The organism is Yersinia aldovae ATCC 35236 (assembly GCF_000173735.1).
Lineage (GTDB): Bacteria > Pseudomonadota > Gammaproteobacteria > Enterobacterales > Enterobacteriaceae > Yersinia > Yersinia aldovae.
The window spans coordinates 57,730-70,873 of record NZ_ACCB01000002.1 but is presented as its reverse complement, the minus strand read 5'-3'; the positions used below and the strand labels follow the sequence as shown (position 1 = coordinate 70,873).

The following is a 13,144-nucleotide window of genomic DNA, read 5'->3' as shown; positions in this document are numbered from 1 at the left end:
TCGCTACACTCACTCACCCGAATCACTTACTTATGTAAGCTCATCGGGATGTGCTCACTTGCTGCCTACCTACAACACCAATGACTATGGGTATATCAGCGAGGGAATTGAGTTTAGCGACAGTATTTCTGGCGTGAATGCCAGTATGTCGCGCAAGCGCACCACATCACCAACAACAATCAGTGCCGGGGCTGATAATCCTTGCGCCGCAACTTGATCAGCTAACGTGGTCAGAGTGCCACTGGCCACTTGCTGTTGCTGATGGCTGGCATACATCACCACCGCCGCAGGTGTGGTGGGCGCTTTGCCGCCAGCAATCAGTTGCTGACAAATGGCGGTCAGTTGCGTCATGCCCATCAGGATAATCAATGTACCTTCCAGCTTGGCTAATGTTGCCCAGTCCTGCGGCTCATTGCCCTGACGTAGATGGCCGGTAACTACATGAAAACCTGAGGCATAATCACGATGGGTCACCGGGATACCGGCATAAGCCAACCCGCCAATGGCGGAGCTTATTCCTGGAACTACCTCAAACGGAATACCAGCCAGAGCCAGTGCTTCGGCTTCTTCTCCGCCGCGCCCAAAGACATAAGGGTCGCCGCCTTTTAGCCGCACCACATTCAAGCCGCGTTGAGCACAATCCACCAGAATTTCATTGATTTGTGGTTGTGGCACCAAATGATGATTGGGTGTTTTGCCCACATTAATCATTTCACAACCGTCTGGTGCTTCAGCTAATAATTCCGCGCAGACTAACCGGTCATAGACCAGCGCTTCAGCACGACGAATGGCATGTAAGCCTTTTACTGTAATCAGTGCTGCATCCCCCGGCCCCGCACCGACTAGCCAAACTTTTCCACTTTTCATATTGCCTCTCATTGTGTGGCGAGGGCCGGTTGTACCGGCAGGTTCAGTGCCACGCGCAAAACATCACGGGCTATCATTAATTCTTCATTGGTATTGACGATGGCAATATGTACCGGCGCATTATCTTGTTGAATAAAGAAGTGATTTTTGAGATTTTTCTCTTGATCCAGCACGATACCCAGAAACGCCAGCTCGCGGCATATCTGTTGGCGGGCGCTACGCGAGTTTTCACCAATGCCGCCGGTAAAGATAAGCGCATCAATCCCCCCCAATTGCACGATATAGCTGCCAATCACGGCGCGAATCCGTTCAGCGAACAGTTCAAGAGCTAATGCTGCACGGCGGTTGCCGTTATCGGCCGCTTGTTCCACATCACGATAATCATGAGAAATACCGGAGATACCCAGCAAACCTGATTGGTTATTGATCAGATGGTTAATTTCAGCCGCACTTTTGCCTTCTGTTTGCTGAATAAAAGGCAGAATGGATGGATCAATATCGCCGCTACGGGTGCCCATCATTACCCCTGCCTGGGGGGTAAATCCCATCGAGGTATTGACGGACTTCCCGTGGCCGATAGCGCAAATACTGGAACCATTGCCGAGATGGCAGGAGACAATACGTAACGCTGCCAATGGCTGGCCCATCCGCTCAGCACAGACCGCACTGACATATTTATGACTGGTGCCGTGAAAGCCGTAACGACGAATGCCCAACTCTTCGTAATAGCGCCACGGCAGCGGATATAGATATGAGGTCTGGCTCAATGTTTGATGGAATGCGGTATCAAATACTGCCACAGCGCTGGCATGGGGCAGGGCAAGCTGGAACACGCGAATACCTAATGCGTTCACCGGGTTATGCAGCGGCGCTAATGTGCCAAGCTGTTCAATTTTATCCAGTACGTGCGGGGTAATCAGTACCGAATCGGCAAAGGTTTCACCGCCGTGGGCAACACGATGACCGACGCCAATGATTTCGTCTAATGAGTCAATAATATTGTGCTCAATCAGCGCCCTAAGCAGGTGTTCAGCGCCTTGACGGCAATCCGCGATGGGTAAGGTTTCTCGCCATTGCACATCACCGACTCGCAGGTTAAATATCGCATCATCCATCCCAATGCGTTCAATTAATCCCTGACATAACACCTGCTCCTGATGTTGGCCGGTCTGTTCATTTAACATGGAAAACAGTTGAAATTTCAACGAAGAACTGCCGGCGTTAATCGCCATAATCTTACCGGACATGCGACTCTCCACAATGTTTTAAATAAGTCATAAGGGATTCAAATAAGTCATAAGGTCAGTTAACCCCTCGCCGGTTTGCGCCGAGGTGATAAAAATATGTTGTGCGCCCGCTTGGGTCAGGCAATCCGCCGCCCAGCCCAGTTGGTCGGTGTGGCTGACGGTATCGGCTTTACTGATGATGCCAATCACCGGTTTGTTGAAAACCTGTGCCAGCATTGGCGCAAACCAGCTCTGCGTGGCATCGGCATTTTGTACCAACCCCACCACATCGGCTTCACAAGCACTGGCTAATAACGCACTGTATAAACAGCGGTTTTCCAGATATTCACCCGGCGTATCTATGGCATTGTCCTGCCAGATAATGGACTGGGTTTTCTGGTAATTCAGCGCCTCGCCGCGTAAGCGCTGAATCAGCGAGGTTTTGCCGCACTGACTGGGGCCAATCAACATGATGCGTTGCATGGCATCAAGTCCGGGTCATCGGGCAGGCAGTGAATTTCATCATGTCGCCCAAGGTGTGAATCACTTGTTTCAATGCGTATTCCACCGCGGAAACATCACCGGTAAACACCACGGCACCGGTAAATCGATCAATAAAACCAATCTCGACTGCGCCGGATTTGGTGGCGATATCACTGGCAATAATCGAGGCTTCACTGGGGGTAATGGTCAAAATGCCAATGGCGCTGCTGACATCGTTTAGCCCCAGTTTTTTATAAAGCGCCTTGTTAGGGTTAGCTATCAGGTGCGCCAGGGTTATCTGTTTACCGGGAACATATTCCTGGATCACGCGCTCGGGGGTGCTATTTGCTTCCATCATGCCTCCTGAACTAACTGACGCCACAGCGCCTCATGGGGCCGTGGGATAACTGAGCTGTATATCAATAATCCCTTTTCACCCGCACATTGGCTGGCGACCTCGACGGCGGTTTGCACATCGGCAATATCACCGCTAAGCACCTGATAACATTTGCCACCGATACCAAAAGCCATATGAATACGTACCAGAGTGACATTGGCGGCTTTCACTGCACGGTCGGCGGCGGTAATGCAGGCCACAACACTCCAGGTCTCCACCACACCAGCCGCCTGGCGGTTTTCCACCGGGTTCAGGCCGCTGATGGCAGGTAATACTGATGGATGAAGATTGGGCAAAACGATGCTGTCGACCAATAAGTGACCGCTGTGCCGTTCACCATTTTGTACCGACTGAGTCACCGCCCCGATATCACCTCCCACCATCAGCAAATACTTGCCGGGGCACAGGGTTTTGCTAACCAACAGGTCGACGTTGGCACTTTTTAGCATCAGGTCGCAGACTTCCATCCCTTTGGCAATACTGCTTAATTCAACAATTCCAATGGCTTGTGACATGCCGACTCCTCTTTAAAAAACACGGTCAGCCGCGACTTATCGTGATGGCTCTGACATCGATGGCGGTAACCACGCCGCTGATACTGGCGTGCAGTGGTGCACCCAAGGCGTTATGCGGGATTTGCCCAATTAATTGGCCCTGTTCTATCCGATCCCCCACAGCGACGATGGCCTCTGCGGCAGCACCGATATGCTGGCGCCATGGCAATATCACCTGTTGCGGCTGATAGGGTTCTTCACTAAAGGGGGCAGCCTGATACCAGTCGGTTAAATCCAGGCGGGCGATCAGCCGTGCTGTTGGCACCATGCGGTATTTCGCCATCGGGTCAGCTTCGCGCAGCTCCCCTTGATAGCGGGCACCCTGCGCACGTAACTGAGTTTTCAGCAGGCGGTTAATGCGCATCGGCGAGATATCCACCGGGCAGGCATAGCTTTCACACAGACTGCATTCCGAGCAGGTCAGGGCGCTGAGTAAAATATCTGGCGTGGCAACTTGCTGGTAGATAATCGCCCGTACCAACAGGTGCGGCGGTAATTCATGGCCGATAAGGTGGCGCGGGCAGAGTTCGGTACACATGCGACACTGTTCGCAGACGGTGCGAGCGATGGCAAGCACATCCTTATCACTGCGGGCACGGCGGGTAATCAGCAAATGATCAGCAGGCAGTACCAGCAGGCCGCCTGTGGTTTTGGTGACGGGCTGATCAAGGTCATGCAGGGCATGGCCCATCATCGGGCCACCATTAATATAAGCTGGGTTATTAATGGTCGCGCCACTGGCCAAAGCCAACACTTCCCGCAGTGACGTGCCCAGTGGCACCGTCAAGGTCAATGGCCGAGCTACGGCACCATTCACTGTGAGAGTTCGGCGGGTGACCGGCCACTGCTGTTCAACGGCGCGGGCCACATTGAGCAGGGTTTGCACGTTATTCACCACCACCCCAATGCTGATCGGCAGCGCCGCAGGTGGAACCCGGCGGCCGGTTGCCAGCCAGATGGTGATCACTTCATCTCCGGCGGGGTAAACATCGGGTAAAATATGCAACCTAATCTGTGGTGGCAGCAGCGGTGTCAGTGCTGCGATGGCCTCCTCATATTTAGCTTTCAGCGCAATGATGCCTTCGCCTGCGCCGGTGGCTTTCATGCCGTACAGTACGCCGCGTACCAGCCGTGCCGCCTGACGTGGGATCAATTGCTGATCCACTTTCAACATCGGTTCACACTCAGCGGCATTGACCAGGAAAATCTCGGCCTGTGCCTGTAACTTCACCGCCGTGGGGAACCCGGCACCACCGGCTCCGACCACACCGGCGTCACGCACACGCTGTTGGATAGTCGCGGCATCACAGGGTGTCAGTTCGCCATAAACGGGTGGCGAGTACAGCACGTTGGCCTCAGGCATCTGCATATCACTCATAAAGCGCCTCGATAATCCCACGGATATCCTGGTCGCTAGCTGGGCGCGGGTTGGTGCGCAATGTGATGTCGGCAAGGGCTGCTGCAATCATGTCGGGGAGATGTTGCTGCAATTGGCGCTCATTAACTTTCATTGCCGCCAACGGCTGAGGTAGCCCGCACTGACGTTTTAGCTGCTCAATTTGGTGAACCAACTGATTGACTGCACTGCGATCATCGCCATTGGCCGGGCTGAAATGGCACAGCTTCGCCAATCTTGCATAACGCTTACGCGCTCGCGCATCGGCGGCGTTAAAGCGAATCACCGGCACCAGCAACAGGGCATTCGCTAAGCCGTGAGCAATGTGGAATTGCCCCCCCAATTGGTGGGCGATGGCATGATTGATACCCAGCCCCGCCTGGCTGAATGCTATGCCGGCCAGCGTCGAGGCATTGTGCATTTTGCCGCGGGTTATCAGGCAGTCACCTTTACGGCAGGCGGTTGCCAGATGGCGAAATACCAGTTGCACCGCTTTTTCTGCCAGTGCATCGGTAAAATCACTGGCGCGCGGTGATACATAGGCCTCCAGCGCATGAGTCAACACATCCAATCCGGTATTGGCGGTAATGACGGGGGGCACGCTCGCCACCAGTGCGGCATCCAAAATGGCGATATCAGGATAAATTTCATCGTCAAAGATGGGATATTTAATGCTTTTCTCTGGATCACTTATTACACAAGCGCTGGTGACCTCAGAGCCAGTCCCGCTGGTGGTTGGGATGGCGATACAGGTTTCTATCTCCAGCCCTTGTTTACGGCTAAACCAGACAATGGCTTTGGCGGCATCCAGTGCCGAACCACCGCCAAAACCGATCACTATGTCGGGGCGCAGCGCTTGCATCTGCTCAATCCCCTTCACCACGGTGGCGATATTCGGATCCGGCGTGATATCGCTGAACAGGGTAATTTGGTTGTCGGCGGGCAAGGCCTGTCTCAGTTTATCCAGCAGCGGAGAGGTGGCTAAAAAGCCATCGCAAACTATCCAGATTTTGCGCTGATGAAAGCGTTGCAGTACCTTGAGGCTGCCTTCCCCGCTATAAATGCGTGTTTGCAGGAAAAAAGTTTTCATACATCCTCGCTCAGCGAATAGAGAAACCATTAGTCAGTACACAGCGGCGTTGACGTGCAAAGGTACGCGCCGAGGTCGTACCCTCACCAGTCGGGGTGGCAATAGTAAAGGTGGTAAAGCCTTCACCGCCGACACCGATCCCGGCATAGGACGGGCCATTTTTGACAAAAATGGAGGTTTGCAACAAACGTGCCGCCAGATTCAAGCGCGAGACATTTTGCGAGTGCATGGTTGCGGTATGATGCAGGCCGCCCTCGACGTGCAATGCCAATGTCAGGGCCGCATCAAAATCCTTTACCCGCACCACCGGTAACAGCGGCATCAATTGTTCGGTGGTGACCAGTGGATCGTCACCCGCCACTTCGACCAATAACAGACGCGGGGCTTTAGCCGGGCAGGTGATGCCGGCGGCTTTCAGCAGTTCAATGGGGCTTTTACCCACCAGATTTTTATTGGCATGGCCCTGCGGCGTCAGGCAGGCTTTGCGTAAGCTGTCGGCCTGTTGCGGATTGCTTATCAGTAATGCATCGAAGGCCTGCATCTGTTGCAATAAACGGTCGGCAACACTTTCCACCACGATCAGGCTTTTCTCTGCAATGCACGGTAGGTTGTAGTCAAATGAAGCACCCGCCACGATATCCTGCGCCGCTTTGACTAACTCGGCGGTTTCATCCACCAGACAAGGTGGGTTACCGGCACCGGCACCAATCACTTTCTTGCCGCTTTTCATGCCCATCGCCACAATGGCCGGGCCACCAGTAATAGCGAGCAAGGCAATTTTGTCGTGTGCCATCATCTGTTGGGTGGCTTCGAAACTCGGTTCTTTTACTGTCACCACCAGATTGCGAATGCCGCAACTGTTGAAAATGATCGCTTCAATTTGGGCGATGAGATCCAATGACACGGCTTTAGCACCAGGGTGGGGGCTGAAATAGACTGCATTACCCGCTGCCAACATACTGATGCTGTTATTAATAATGGTTTCGGTCGGGTTAGTGCTGGGGGCGACTGAACCAATAACGCCGAAGGGTGAATACTCGAATAACACCATGCCGCCATCACCGGTCAGGGCGGTGGTAGATAGGTCTTCAATACCCGGTGTGTTTTCCAGTGCAGCTTTGTTTTTCAGAAATTTATCTTCTTTATTCCCCATGCCGGTTTCACTGGCACCGCGCTCGGACAGCGAGACAAGTTGTGGTTTTAATTGCTCACGGATAGCGCGGATAATGGCGCTGCGAGTTTTCATCGGGCTTTGCTGATAGCGTAAAAACGCGCTGTGAGCAGCATTAATGGCTTCATCCACGCTGGCAAAAATGGCGCTGGAGGCAGGGGCCGTGACCGGCGTCAGTTGCTCGGTGAGGATAGTGCGAATGAGCGATTCAAGGTCATTGGTATTCATTATTCATTCCTCAGATGTAAAGCCGATATGGCCGCTTCTGCTATGTGCATATCTTGTTCGACGCTACCGCCGCTTATCCCTAAACCGCCCACCAATTGGCCGTCACGCCACAGTGGGTAGCCCCCGCCAAAACTCACCACTTTGCCGCCAGTGCTGGCTTCTAGCTGGAACAGGCTGGCCCCCGGTTGAATGGCTGCACTGAGTTGGTGGGTAGCGGTTTTCATGGCGACAGCGGTCCAGGCCTTTTTCGGTGCCAGCTCGCTGCTGACCAGCAAAGTATCGGGCATGCGGTAGGTCATAATCATGTTGCCGTGGCAGTCGGCCAGTGCCACAACTACCGCAATTGGTAATTTCATTGCGGCTTCAACCGCTAACTTAACCAGTTGGTGAACATCAGAAAATCCAAGTCCAGCGCTCGCGGGCTGAGTGGCCGCAACGGGTTTCTCCGTGGTTGTGGCTAAATAGCGCGCTACCACGGTTTGTACTGTTTGTTGCAATGTCTGGCGCTGGTCTTCATCGCGGGCCAGGGCATACAAGCAGTCCGATAACCGGTTGAGATACTGCAATAACACCGGACGCACCGGTACTTGCTCGGCCAGTTCGGTTAACCGCCGTTCGCAGCGCCGCGCCAAGGTGCGGGCAAAATGTAAGCGGCTCCCAGCTTCAGTGCTACCGGGCAGGATAAAACCGTGCACCGGTGGCAGTTGCGCCATGCAGCGGTCCACTGCGTGTTCCAGTGCTTGAATATCGGTTTCACTAATACTTTTTCGCCCGCAGGGTGGGGTTTCGATGCCCTCACTGGCCAGTTCGGCGCTGAAATAAAAACAATTGATGTTGTATGGCATCGAGTAACTGAAGGTTTTCTTCACCTTGTGCCACGCGGGCACACAGGCTGAGTGCCGCATTCAGTTCATCCAAGGTGCCGTAGGTTTCCACCCGAGGATGACTTTTTTTGACGCGTTGACCGGTGAACAGGGCGGTAGTGCCCGCATCACCTGTTTTGGTATAGATGCTCATAAAATCACCGCTTAATCAGTAAGAGCATTCATCGACGATGGCGACAATCGCCAGGTCGATGGCATCATTCGGTTCGGCAAAAACGCGCCGGGCACTGGAACCCCCAGACAGCAGCACCAGTTCACCTTGACCTGCGCCAACAGAGTCGACCGCCACTTCATCCGGCGTGTTGCTGTCCGGAGGCAGCGAGCCATCACCGGCGACACGGCGCACCAACAGTAGTTTCTTACCGATCAGCGTCGGCGACTTTTGTGTTGAAACCACCGAACCTACCACTCGGGCCAGTTGCATGATTTACTCCTGCCTTAACAGTTGAATGTGACGGGCTGACAGTGTTTCCTGCGCCAGCGGTGTAACCAATGTGGCGCTGGCAATCAGCAACCAGCCGGGGTCAAGTGTGGCAATATCGCGATAACTCAATACCTTGCCTGCATGTAGCCGTACCGCCAGACCTTGGTTGTCACTGAACGTTAACGGCAACGGGCGCAGTGCCGTTATGGGCAGGGCGGGTAGCAGTTGACGGTGCAGGCTGATATGCACTTTCATGCCCCACGACCAGGCCTCGTTCAAGGCCACCACCGCAGGACAGTGGGTATCGAACTGCGCCAGCTGATGGATAAACGCCAAATCCGGCAACATTAAATGCAGCGTGGCATGGTGCAGGAATACCGATGTATCCAGCCCGGCGCGTAGCTGAGGCAATAACAGGGCGTGAACCCGGCGTTCGCGCTCAGCCAACCGCGTGACAATCTGGCTGACCAGTTGTTCGGTTTGCGCCTGAGTCAGATTCATGGCTGCATTGTCCGTGACGGGCCTAATAACGTGGCGAACGCGGCGGGGTCGTCAGCGCCAGCCGCATTGGCCTCATCGGTATCAATGTGCATTTCCAGTTTCATTTGGGGTGACACACGGATAGCAACATCGTCCAAAATCAACCGGCGGCCACTACCTTGAATTGCCACCTGCACCCGGTCACCGTGTTTGACCCGATAGATAAGAGCATCCAGCGGTGACATATGGATATGGCGCAATGCCACAATCACACCATGCGGTAATTCCAGCTCACCATAGGGGCTGACCAGCCGGATAGCCGGCGTGTTGTCCAGATTGCCCGACATACGCAGAGGGGCATTGATACCCAGTGTGCGGGCGTCGGTACGAGAGATCTCAACCTGACTGTAGCTGCGCAGTGGCCCCAGAATACGGACATTCTTCAAGCTGCCTTTTGGCCCGACCAAGGTCACCGTCTGAGCAGCGGCGAACTGGCCGGGCTGGAGCAGGGCTTTTTTCTCAATCAGCGGCTGACCGGGAAACAATTGTTGGTAATCCTGCACCGAGAGGTGCAGGTGCCGATTGGAAACCCCAAGTGGGATCGGACGAAGACGCATTTCGTCGAGGATCTTACTGACAACGGGTTCCAGTAACGCTTTTTCCATCAGACTTTTCCTCGTTTACCCAAGTGAATACAGCGAAAACGAGGCTCACCTTTATGGCGTCGGCAAGCCGGGTCGAGGCAGAGATTGCAGCTCACACGCAGAGCTGGCGGGGCCTCATTTTCTGCACTTTTTATTGCGACATCCAAGTCCATTATTGCCACACCCAAGGCAATTTCTGGTTCATCGTCGGTGGCGGTATCGGCAGGTCGTGGGGCTTGTGCTTCATCGCACTCGTCGATGGTGGGGCTTTCTGCCATAACCACTTCGGCGACAACCTGTTGTGCAGGTTCGCTCAAAGCGGTGGCTTCAGTGGCGGCTGGCTCAATGTGTGGCGCTTGCCAATACGCCATTAGGGGATCTGCCGGACGGGCCAGCACCGCACTTGAGACCAGCCCTTGATGCAGTTGGGCAAAGGCGGCTCCGGTACTGATTGCCGCCTGAACGGAAGCCACATCACCGGTCAGACGGATTAACATCCAGCCGGAGCCGTTGGTTTTTTCTATGCCAATCAGGGTGACGGATGCCGCTTTTGCCATGACATCCGCTGCACCAATCGCCAGCGCCAGACCGCTAACTTCAAGTAAACCCAGTGACGTTTTCACGCGGTGCTCCTCTTCTTACCCTTAGGCAGAGGTCGGTAAAATGGCTTCTACATCGCTGTGTGGGCGTGGGATCACATGGCAAGATTTCACTTCACCCACTGCGCTGGCCGCCGCAGAACCGGCATCAACCGCCGCTTTAACTGCGCCAACATCGCCGCGAACCATGACCGTCACCAAGCCGGAGCCGATTTTTTCGTATCCCACCAGTTGTACGTTGGCAGATTTGACCATGGCATCAGCCGCTTCGATGGCCGCGACCAGCCCTTTGGTTTCGATGAGTCCCAGTGCGTTGTTCATAGATATGAATTCCTTGTAATTTGAGTGTGATTACTTAAACGGTAAACCTTTGACTAATCGGGCAGCGTTGTTGCCCAGTCGCCGTAATGGGGCTTCGTCTTGTGCCAGTGGCTGCCGGAACAGCGGGCTGGCGGGGGGTAAATGACGAAAATGCACGATAACTTCGTCGGCAGAACACGCCAGCCCTACCAATAGTGGTGAGCGGGTCGCCGCCTGCCAGGCGCGGAGAATGGCGTCCGTGTCATCGTCTTGCTGCCACTGCCAGGGAATGCCTTCTTCCTCAATCCCTAGTAACACTTGGTGCCAGACCGCCTCGGGTGTTGGCGAGGTCAGGCTGATAACAATTGCGGGTGCATCTTGGGTAAAGTTCATGCGTGATTCTCCCGTTGCCAGGACAGAATCAATCCGGTGGCAACCGCATTACGCGGGCCTTCGCTGGCGCGAATGTTGCCGCGACCGGCCACCAGCTTGTAGTGAGAAAGGGCATCGGTGACCAATTGCGGGATTTCGAAGTCCAGCGACGAGCCGCCAACCAGCACCACGAAAGGGATATCGCGGATATTGCCGGTCGGGCTGACCTGACGCAGGGCACGAAGCGCATTGGTAACAAACACCCGTTCTTTGGCGGAGCGGCGGATATTGCGCACTTTTTCCAGCGCGTAATCCCCCGGCAGTGGCACCAATCCTTCCGGCTTGACCACCACCAGTCGGGCAAAGACCTCTGGCGGCAGCGGTTGTGGGAAGAACTGAACGCTGCCGTCTTCGTGGCGCAGGTGGAACAGACTCTCCACTTTTGCCAAGGGATATTTTTTGATGTCTTCGGCCAAATAGCGGTCTTGGAGATCCAGCTCAGAGGCGATTATCATCGTGACCATATCGCCAGCACCCGCCAGATGGGTGGCAACGATTTGACCTTGCGCATTGATGATTGAGGCATCGGTAGATCCGGCCCCTAAATCGAGGATGGCGAGTGGCCGTCGCGTCCCTGGTGTGGTTAGCGCGCCGAGTATCGCCGCTTCGGCTTCCGCCCCCCCGACCTGTACATCAATATTCAGTGTCTTTTCGATTTCACTGGCGATATGTGCCATTTGTAAGCGGTCAGATTTCACCATAGAGGCAATACCCACCGCCTGTTCGAGCGAGAATTCACCCGCCAGACCACCAATGACGTTGACCGGTACCGCAGTGTCAACTGCCAGCAGATCCTGAATGAAGATCTCATTGGTCGGTTTGTTGGTCAGTTCCGCCATAGTTTGGCGGACGTGTTCGAGCATGCCGCCGATATTAGTGCCCGCTTCACCACTGACATTATCCAGATGTCGGAAGCTGTTGACGGCGGTCATGATAGCTTCAGCACCGGTTGCGACATCCACCCGTACTGTGCGGCCATTAGCCAATAGCTCCAGATGCCCAGCCGGAATGGCGCGGGCTTTAACATCGCCCTCCGGGGTTTTCACCACCACTGCGGAGCGTGTGCCAATCAAAGCCCGCGCCACCGGAACGATGTTTTTGGTTTCTTCCGCACTCAATCCGAACACCGTGGCAATGCCATAAGGGTTAGAGAGGGTTTCAATCACCTGACCCGGCATAGCGACTTCAACCGCCGCCAACATCCCCATTGGGATACGGTCAATATGCAGCACCTCATCCACGATGGGCAGGGGGTGTGTGAGGCGGTTGCTGACCAGTACACCATCATCCCGTTGCAGGATAATCGCGGTAATGCGGTATCCAGCGCCGTTAGCAGCATTGACCACGGCCGCCACATCGGCAAAATCAACCGCAGAGGGCACCACCAGAATGTAAGGCTGGTTAGGATCTCGCGTGACTAACTCATCAATCGTGATGGTCAGCCCAACGCCTAACCCCAGCCCGCCGGGAGTTTTAGGGTTGTGGCCGATCATGGTGGATTCAGTGATAATGGTTTCAGTTATGGTTTCCATCGCCACATCACCAATGACCGGGGTCGCCTCGTTGATGCGGATAAGATTGATATCACTGAGTGCGATACCGGCCTTTTCCACCAACATGTTCAGCGCCTTAGTGATGCCAAAAATGTTGCGCTGCGTCCCTTTGATACCCGTGGTTTCGGTTAGGGTACTGGTAACAAAGTGCAACTGACCATCAGCCGCACATTGTGCCAATGCCACTTCCGTTGATGAGTTGCCGATGTCTACCCCGACGATATACCGCATATCCCGTTCCTCTATACCCTTCATCTTTCAAGTTGCAGCGGTGTTGGCTGCATTCACTCACCCCAGTCACTGACTTGAGTCAGCTCCCGGGGATTCTCTCTTTTGCCGCCTACCTGCAACACGAAATCTATTGGGTATAACAATTGGCTAATTGATTAATCCATACTGCTGACATATCCCGAGGC

15 protein-coding genes and 1 pseudogene are annotated in these 13,144 nt (G+C 54.4%); all 16 read right to left on the bottom strand.

Translation table 11 applies throughout. From position 1 onward, the window contains the following. Positions 1-84: 84 nt before the first annotated feature. On the bottom strand, positions 85-867 hold the full coding sequence (cobA, locus tag YALDO0001_RS01550; protein WP_004699370.1) for a uroporphyrinogen-III C-methyltransferase: 783 nt from the start codon (positions 865-867) through the stop codon (positions 85-87). Positions 868-875: 8 nt separating this feature from the next. Further along, the gene (locus YALDO0001_RS01545; RefSeq protein ID WP_004699369.1) at positions 876-2,114 is read right to left on the bottom strand and encodes an acetate/propionate family kinase; all 1,239 of its coding nucleotides are present in this window, start codon (positions 2,112-2,114) and stop codon (positions 876-878) included. 27 nt (positions 2,115-2,141) lie between these two features. Beyond that, entirely contained in the window at positions 2,142-2,576 is a 435-nt protein-coding gene (locus tag YALDO0001_RS01540; protein ID WP_004699368.1) for a EutP/PduV family microcompartment system protein, read from the bottom strand. Positions 2,577-2,580: 4 nt separating this feature from the next. Further along, positions 2,581-2,931, bottom strand: coding sequence for a propanediol utilization microcompartment protein PduU (gene pduU / locus YALDO0001_RS01535; protein ID WP_005157716.1), 351 nt, complete (start codon positions 2,929-2,931; stop codon positions 2,581-2,583). Next, positions 2,931-3,488, bottom strand: coding sequence for a BMC domain-containing protein (locus YALDO0001_RS01530; protein ID WP_004699367.1), 558 nt, complete (start codon positions 3,486-3,488; stop codon positions 2,931-2,933). Before YALDO0001_RS01530 ends, pduU begins: the two co-directional genes overlap by 1 nt. A gap of 25 nt (positions 3,489-3,513) precedes the next feature. Then, entirely contained in the window at positions 3,514-4,905 is a 1,392-nt protein-coding gene (locus YALDO0001_RS01525; protein ID WP_042839248.1) for a 4Fe-4S dicluster domain-containing protein, read from the bottom strand. Then, positions 4,898-6,013 carry a 1-propanol dehydrogenase PduQ gene (locus YALDO0001_RS01520; RefSeq protein WP_004699365.1) on the bottom strand — a complete coding sequence of 372 codons (1,116 nt, stop codon included), beginning with the start codon at positions 6,011-6,013 and terminating at the stop codon, positions 4,898-4,900. The genes YALDO0001_RS01525 and YALDO0001_RS01520 overlap by 8 nt, the downstream gene beginning before the upstream one ends. 10 nt (positions 6,014-6,023) lie before the next feature. Then, positions 6,024-7,412: an aldehyde dehydrogenase family protein gene (locus tag YALDO0001_RS01515; RefSeq protein ID WP_004699364.1), complete on the bottom strand. Its 1,389-nt coding sequence runs from the start codon at positions 7,410-7,412 to the stop codon at positions 6,024-6,026. Next, positions 7,412-8,429: pseudogene (locus YALDO0001_RS01510) on the bottom strand (cob(I)yrinic acid a,c-diamide adenosyltransferase). Before YALDO0001_RS01510 ends, YALDO0001_RS01515 begins: the two are co-directional and overlap by 1 nt. A gap of 15 nt (positions 8,430-8,444) precedes the next feature. Continuing rightward, entirely contained in the window at positions 8,445-8,720 is a 276-nt protein-coding gene (locus tag YALDO0001_RS01505) for a EutN/CcmL family microcompartment protein (RefSeq protein WP_004699362.1), read from the bottom strand. Positions 8,721-8,723: 3 nt separating this feature from the next. Beyond that, positions 8,724-9,221, bottom strand: a complete 498-nt coding sequence (gene pduM / locus YALDO0001_RS01500; RefSeq protein ID WP_042839247.1) for a microcompartment protein PduM — start codon at positions 9,219-9,221, stop codon at positions 8,724-8,726. Beyond that, entirely contained in the window at positions 9,218-9,865 is a 648-nt protein-coding gene (locus YALDO0001_RS01495) for a phosphate propanoyltransferase (RefSeq protein ID WP_004699360.1), read from the bottom strand. The genes pduM and YALDO0001_RS01495 overlap by 4 nt, the downstream gene beginning before the upstream one ends. Continuing rightward, positions 9,865-10,467, bottom strand: a complete 603-nt coding sequence (locus YALDO0001_RS01490; protein WP_042839246.1) for a BMC domain-containing protein — start codon at positions 10,465-10,467, stop codon at positions 9,865-9,867. The genes YALDO0001_RS01495 and YALDO0001_RS01490 overlap by 1 nt, the downstream gene beginning before the upstream one ends. Positions 10,468-10,488: 21 nt before the next feature. After that, complete coding sequence (gene pduJ, locus YALDO0001_RS01485) at positions 10,489-10,764, bottom strand: propanediol utilization microcompartment protein PduJ (protein WP_004388818.1); 276 nt, start codon at positions 10,762-10,764, stop codon at positions 10,489-10,491. A 30-nt stretch (positions 10,765-10,794) separates the two neighbouring features. Further along, positions 10,795-11,136, bottom strand: coding sequence for a glycerol dehydratase reactivase beta/small subunit family protein (locus YALDO0001_RS01480; RefSeq protein ID WP_042839245.1), 342 nt, complete (start codon positions 11,134-11,136; stop codon positions 10,795-10,797). Continuing rightward, positions 11,133-12,959 (bottom strand): diol dehydratase reactivase subunit alpha, encoded by a 1,827-nt coding sequence (locus YALDO0001_RS01475; protein WP_004699358.1) that lies wholly within the window; start codon positions 12,957-12,959, stop codon positions 11,133-11,135. Before YALDO0001_RS01475 ends, YALDO0001_RS01480 begins: the two co-directional genes overlap by 4 nt. Positions 12,960-13,144 lie beyond the last annotated feature (185 nt).

Excerpts from the sequence above, each read along its gene's own strand:
- cobA (WP_004699370.1), bottom strand. The coding sequence starts at position 867 with ATGAAAAGTGGAAAAGTTTGGCTAGTCGGTGCGGGGCCGGGGGATGCA.
- YALDO0001_RS01545 (WP_004699369.1), bottom strand. The coding sequence starts at position 2,114 with ATGTCCGGTAAGATTATGGCGATTAACGCCGGCAGTTCTTCGTTGAAA.
- YALDO0001_RS01540 (WP_004699368.1), bottom strand. The coding sequence starts at position 2,576 with ATGCAACGCATCATGTTGATTGGCCCCAGTCAGTGCGGCAAAACCTCG.
- pduU (WP_005157716.1), bottom strand. The coding sequence starts at position 2,931 with ATGGAAGCAAATAGCACCCCCGAGCGCGTGATCCAGGAATATGTTCCC.
- YALDO0001_RS01530 (WP_004699367.1), bottom strand. The coding sequence starts at position 3,488 with ATGTCACAAGCCATTGGAATTGTTGAATTAAGCAGTATTGCCAAAGGG.
- YALDO0001_RS01525 (WP_042839248.1), bottom strand. The coding sequence starts at position 4,905 with ATGAGTGATATGCAGATGCCTGAGGCCAACGTGCTGTACTCGCCACCC.
- YALDO0001_RS01520 (WP_004699365.1), bottom strand. The coding sequence starts at position 6,013 with ATGAAAACTTTTTTCCTGCAAACACGCATTTATAGCGGGGAAGGCAGC.
- YALDO0001_RS01515 (WP_004699364.1), bottom strand. The coding sequence starts at position 7,412 with ATGAATACCAATGACCTTGAATCGCTCATTCGCACTATCCTCACCGAG.
- YALDO0001_RS01505 (WP_004699362.1), bottom strand. The coding sequence starts at position 8,720 with ATGCAACTGGCCCGAGTGGTAGGTTCGGTGGTTTCAACACAAAAGTCG.
- pduM (WP_042839247.1), bottom strand. The coding sequence starts at position 9,221 with ATGAATCTGACTCAGGCGCAAACCGAACAACTGGTCAGCCAGATTGTC.
- YALDO0001_RS01495 (WP_004699360.1), bottom strand. The coding sequence starts at position 9,865 with ATGGAAAAAGCGTTACTGGAACCCGTTGTCAGTAAGATCCTCGACGAA.
- pduJ (WP_004388818.1), bottom strand. The coding sequence starts at position 10,764 with ATGAACAACGCACTGGGACTCATCGAAACCAAAGGGCTGGTCGCGGCC.
- YALDO0001_RS01480 (WP_042839245.1), bottom strand. The coding sequence starts at position 11,136 with ATGAACTTTACCCAAGATGCACCCGCAATTGTTATCAGCCTGACCTCG.
- YALDO0001_RS01475 (WP_004699358.1), bottom strand. The coding sequence starts at position 12,959 with ATGCGGTATATCGTCGGGGTAGACATCGGCAACTCATCAACGGAAGTG.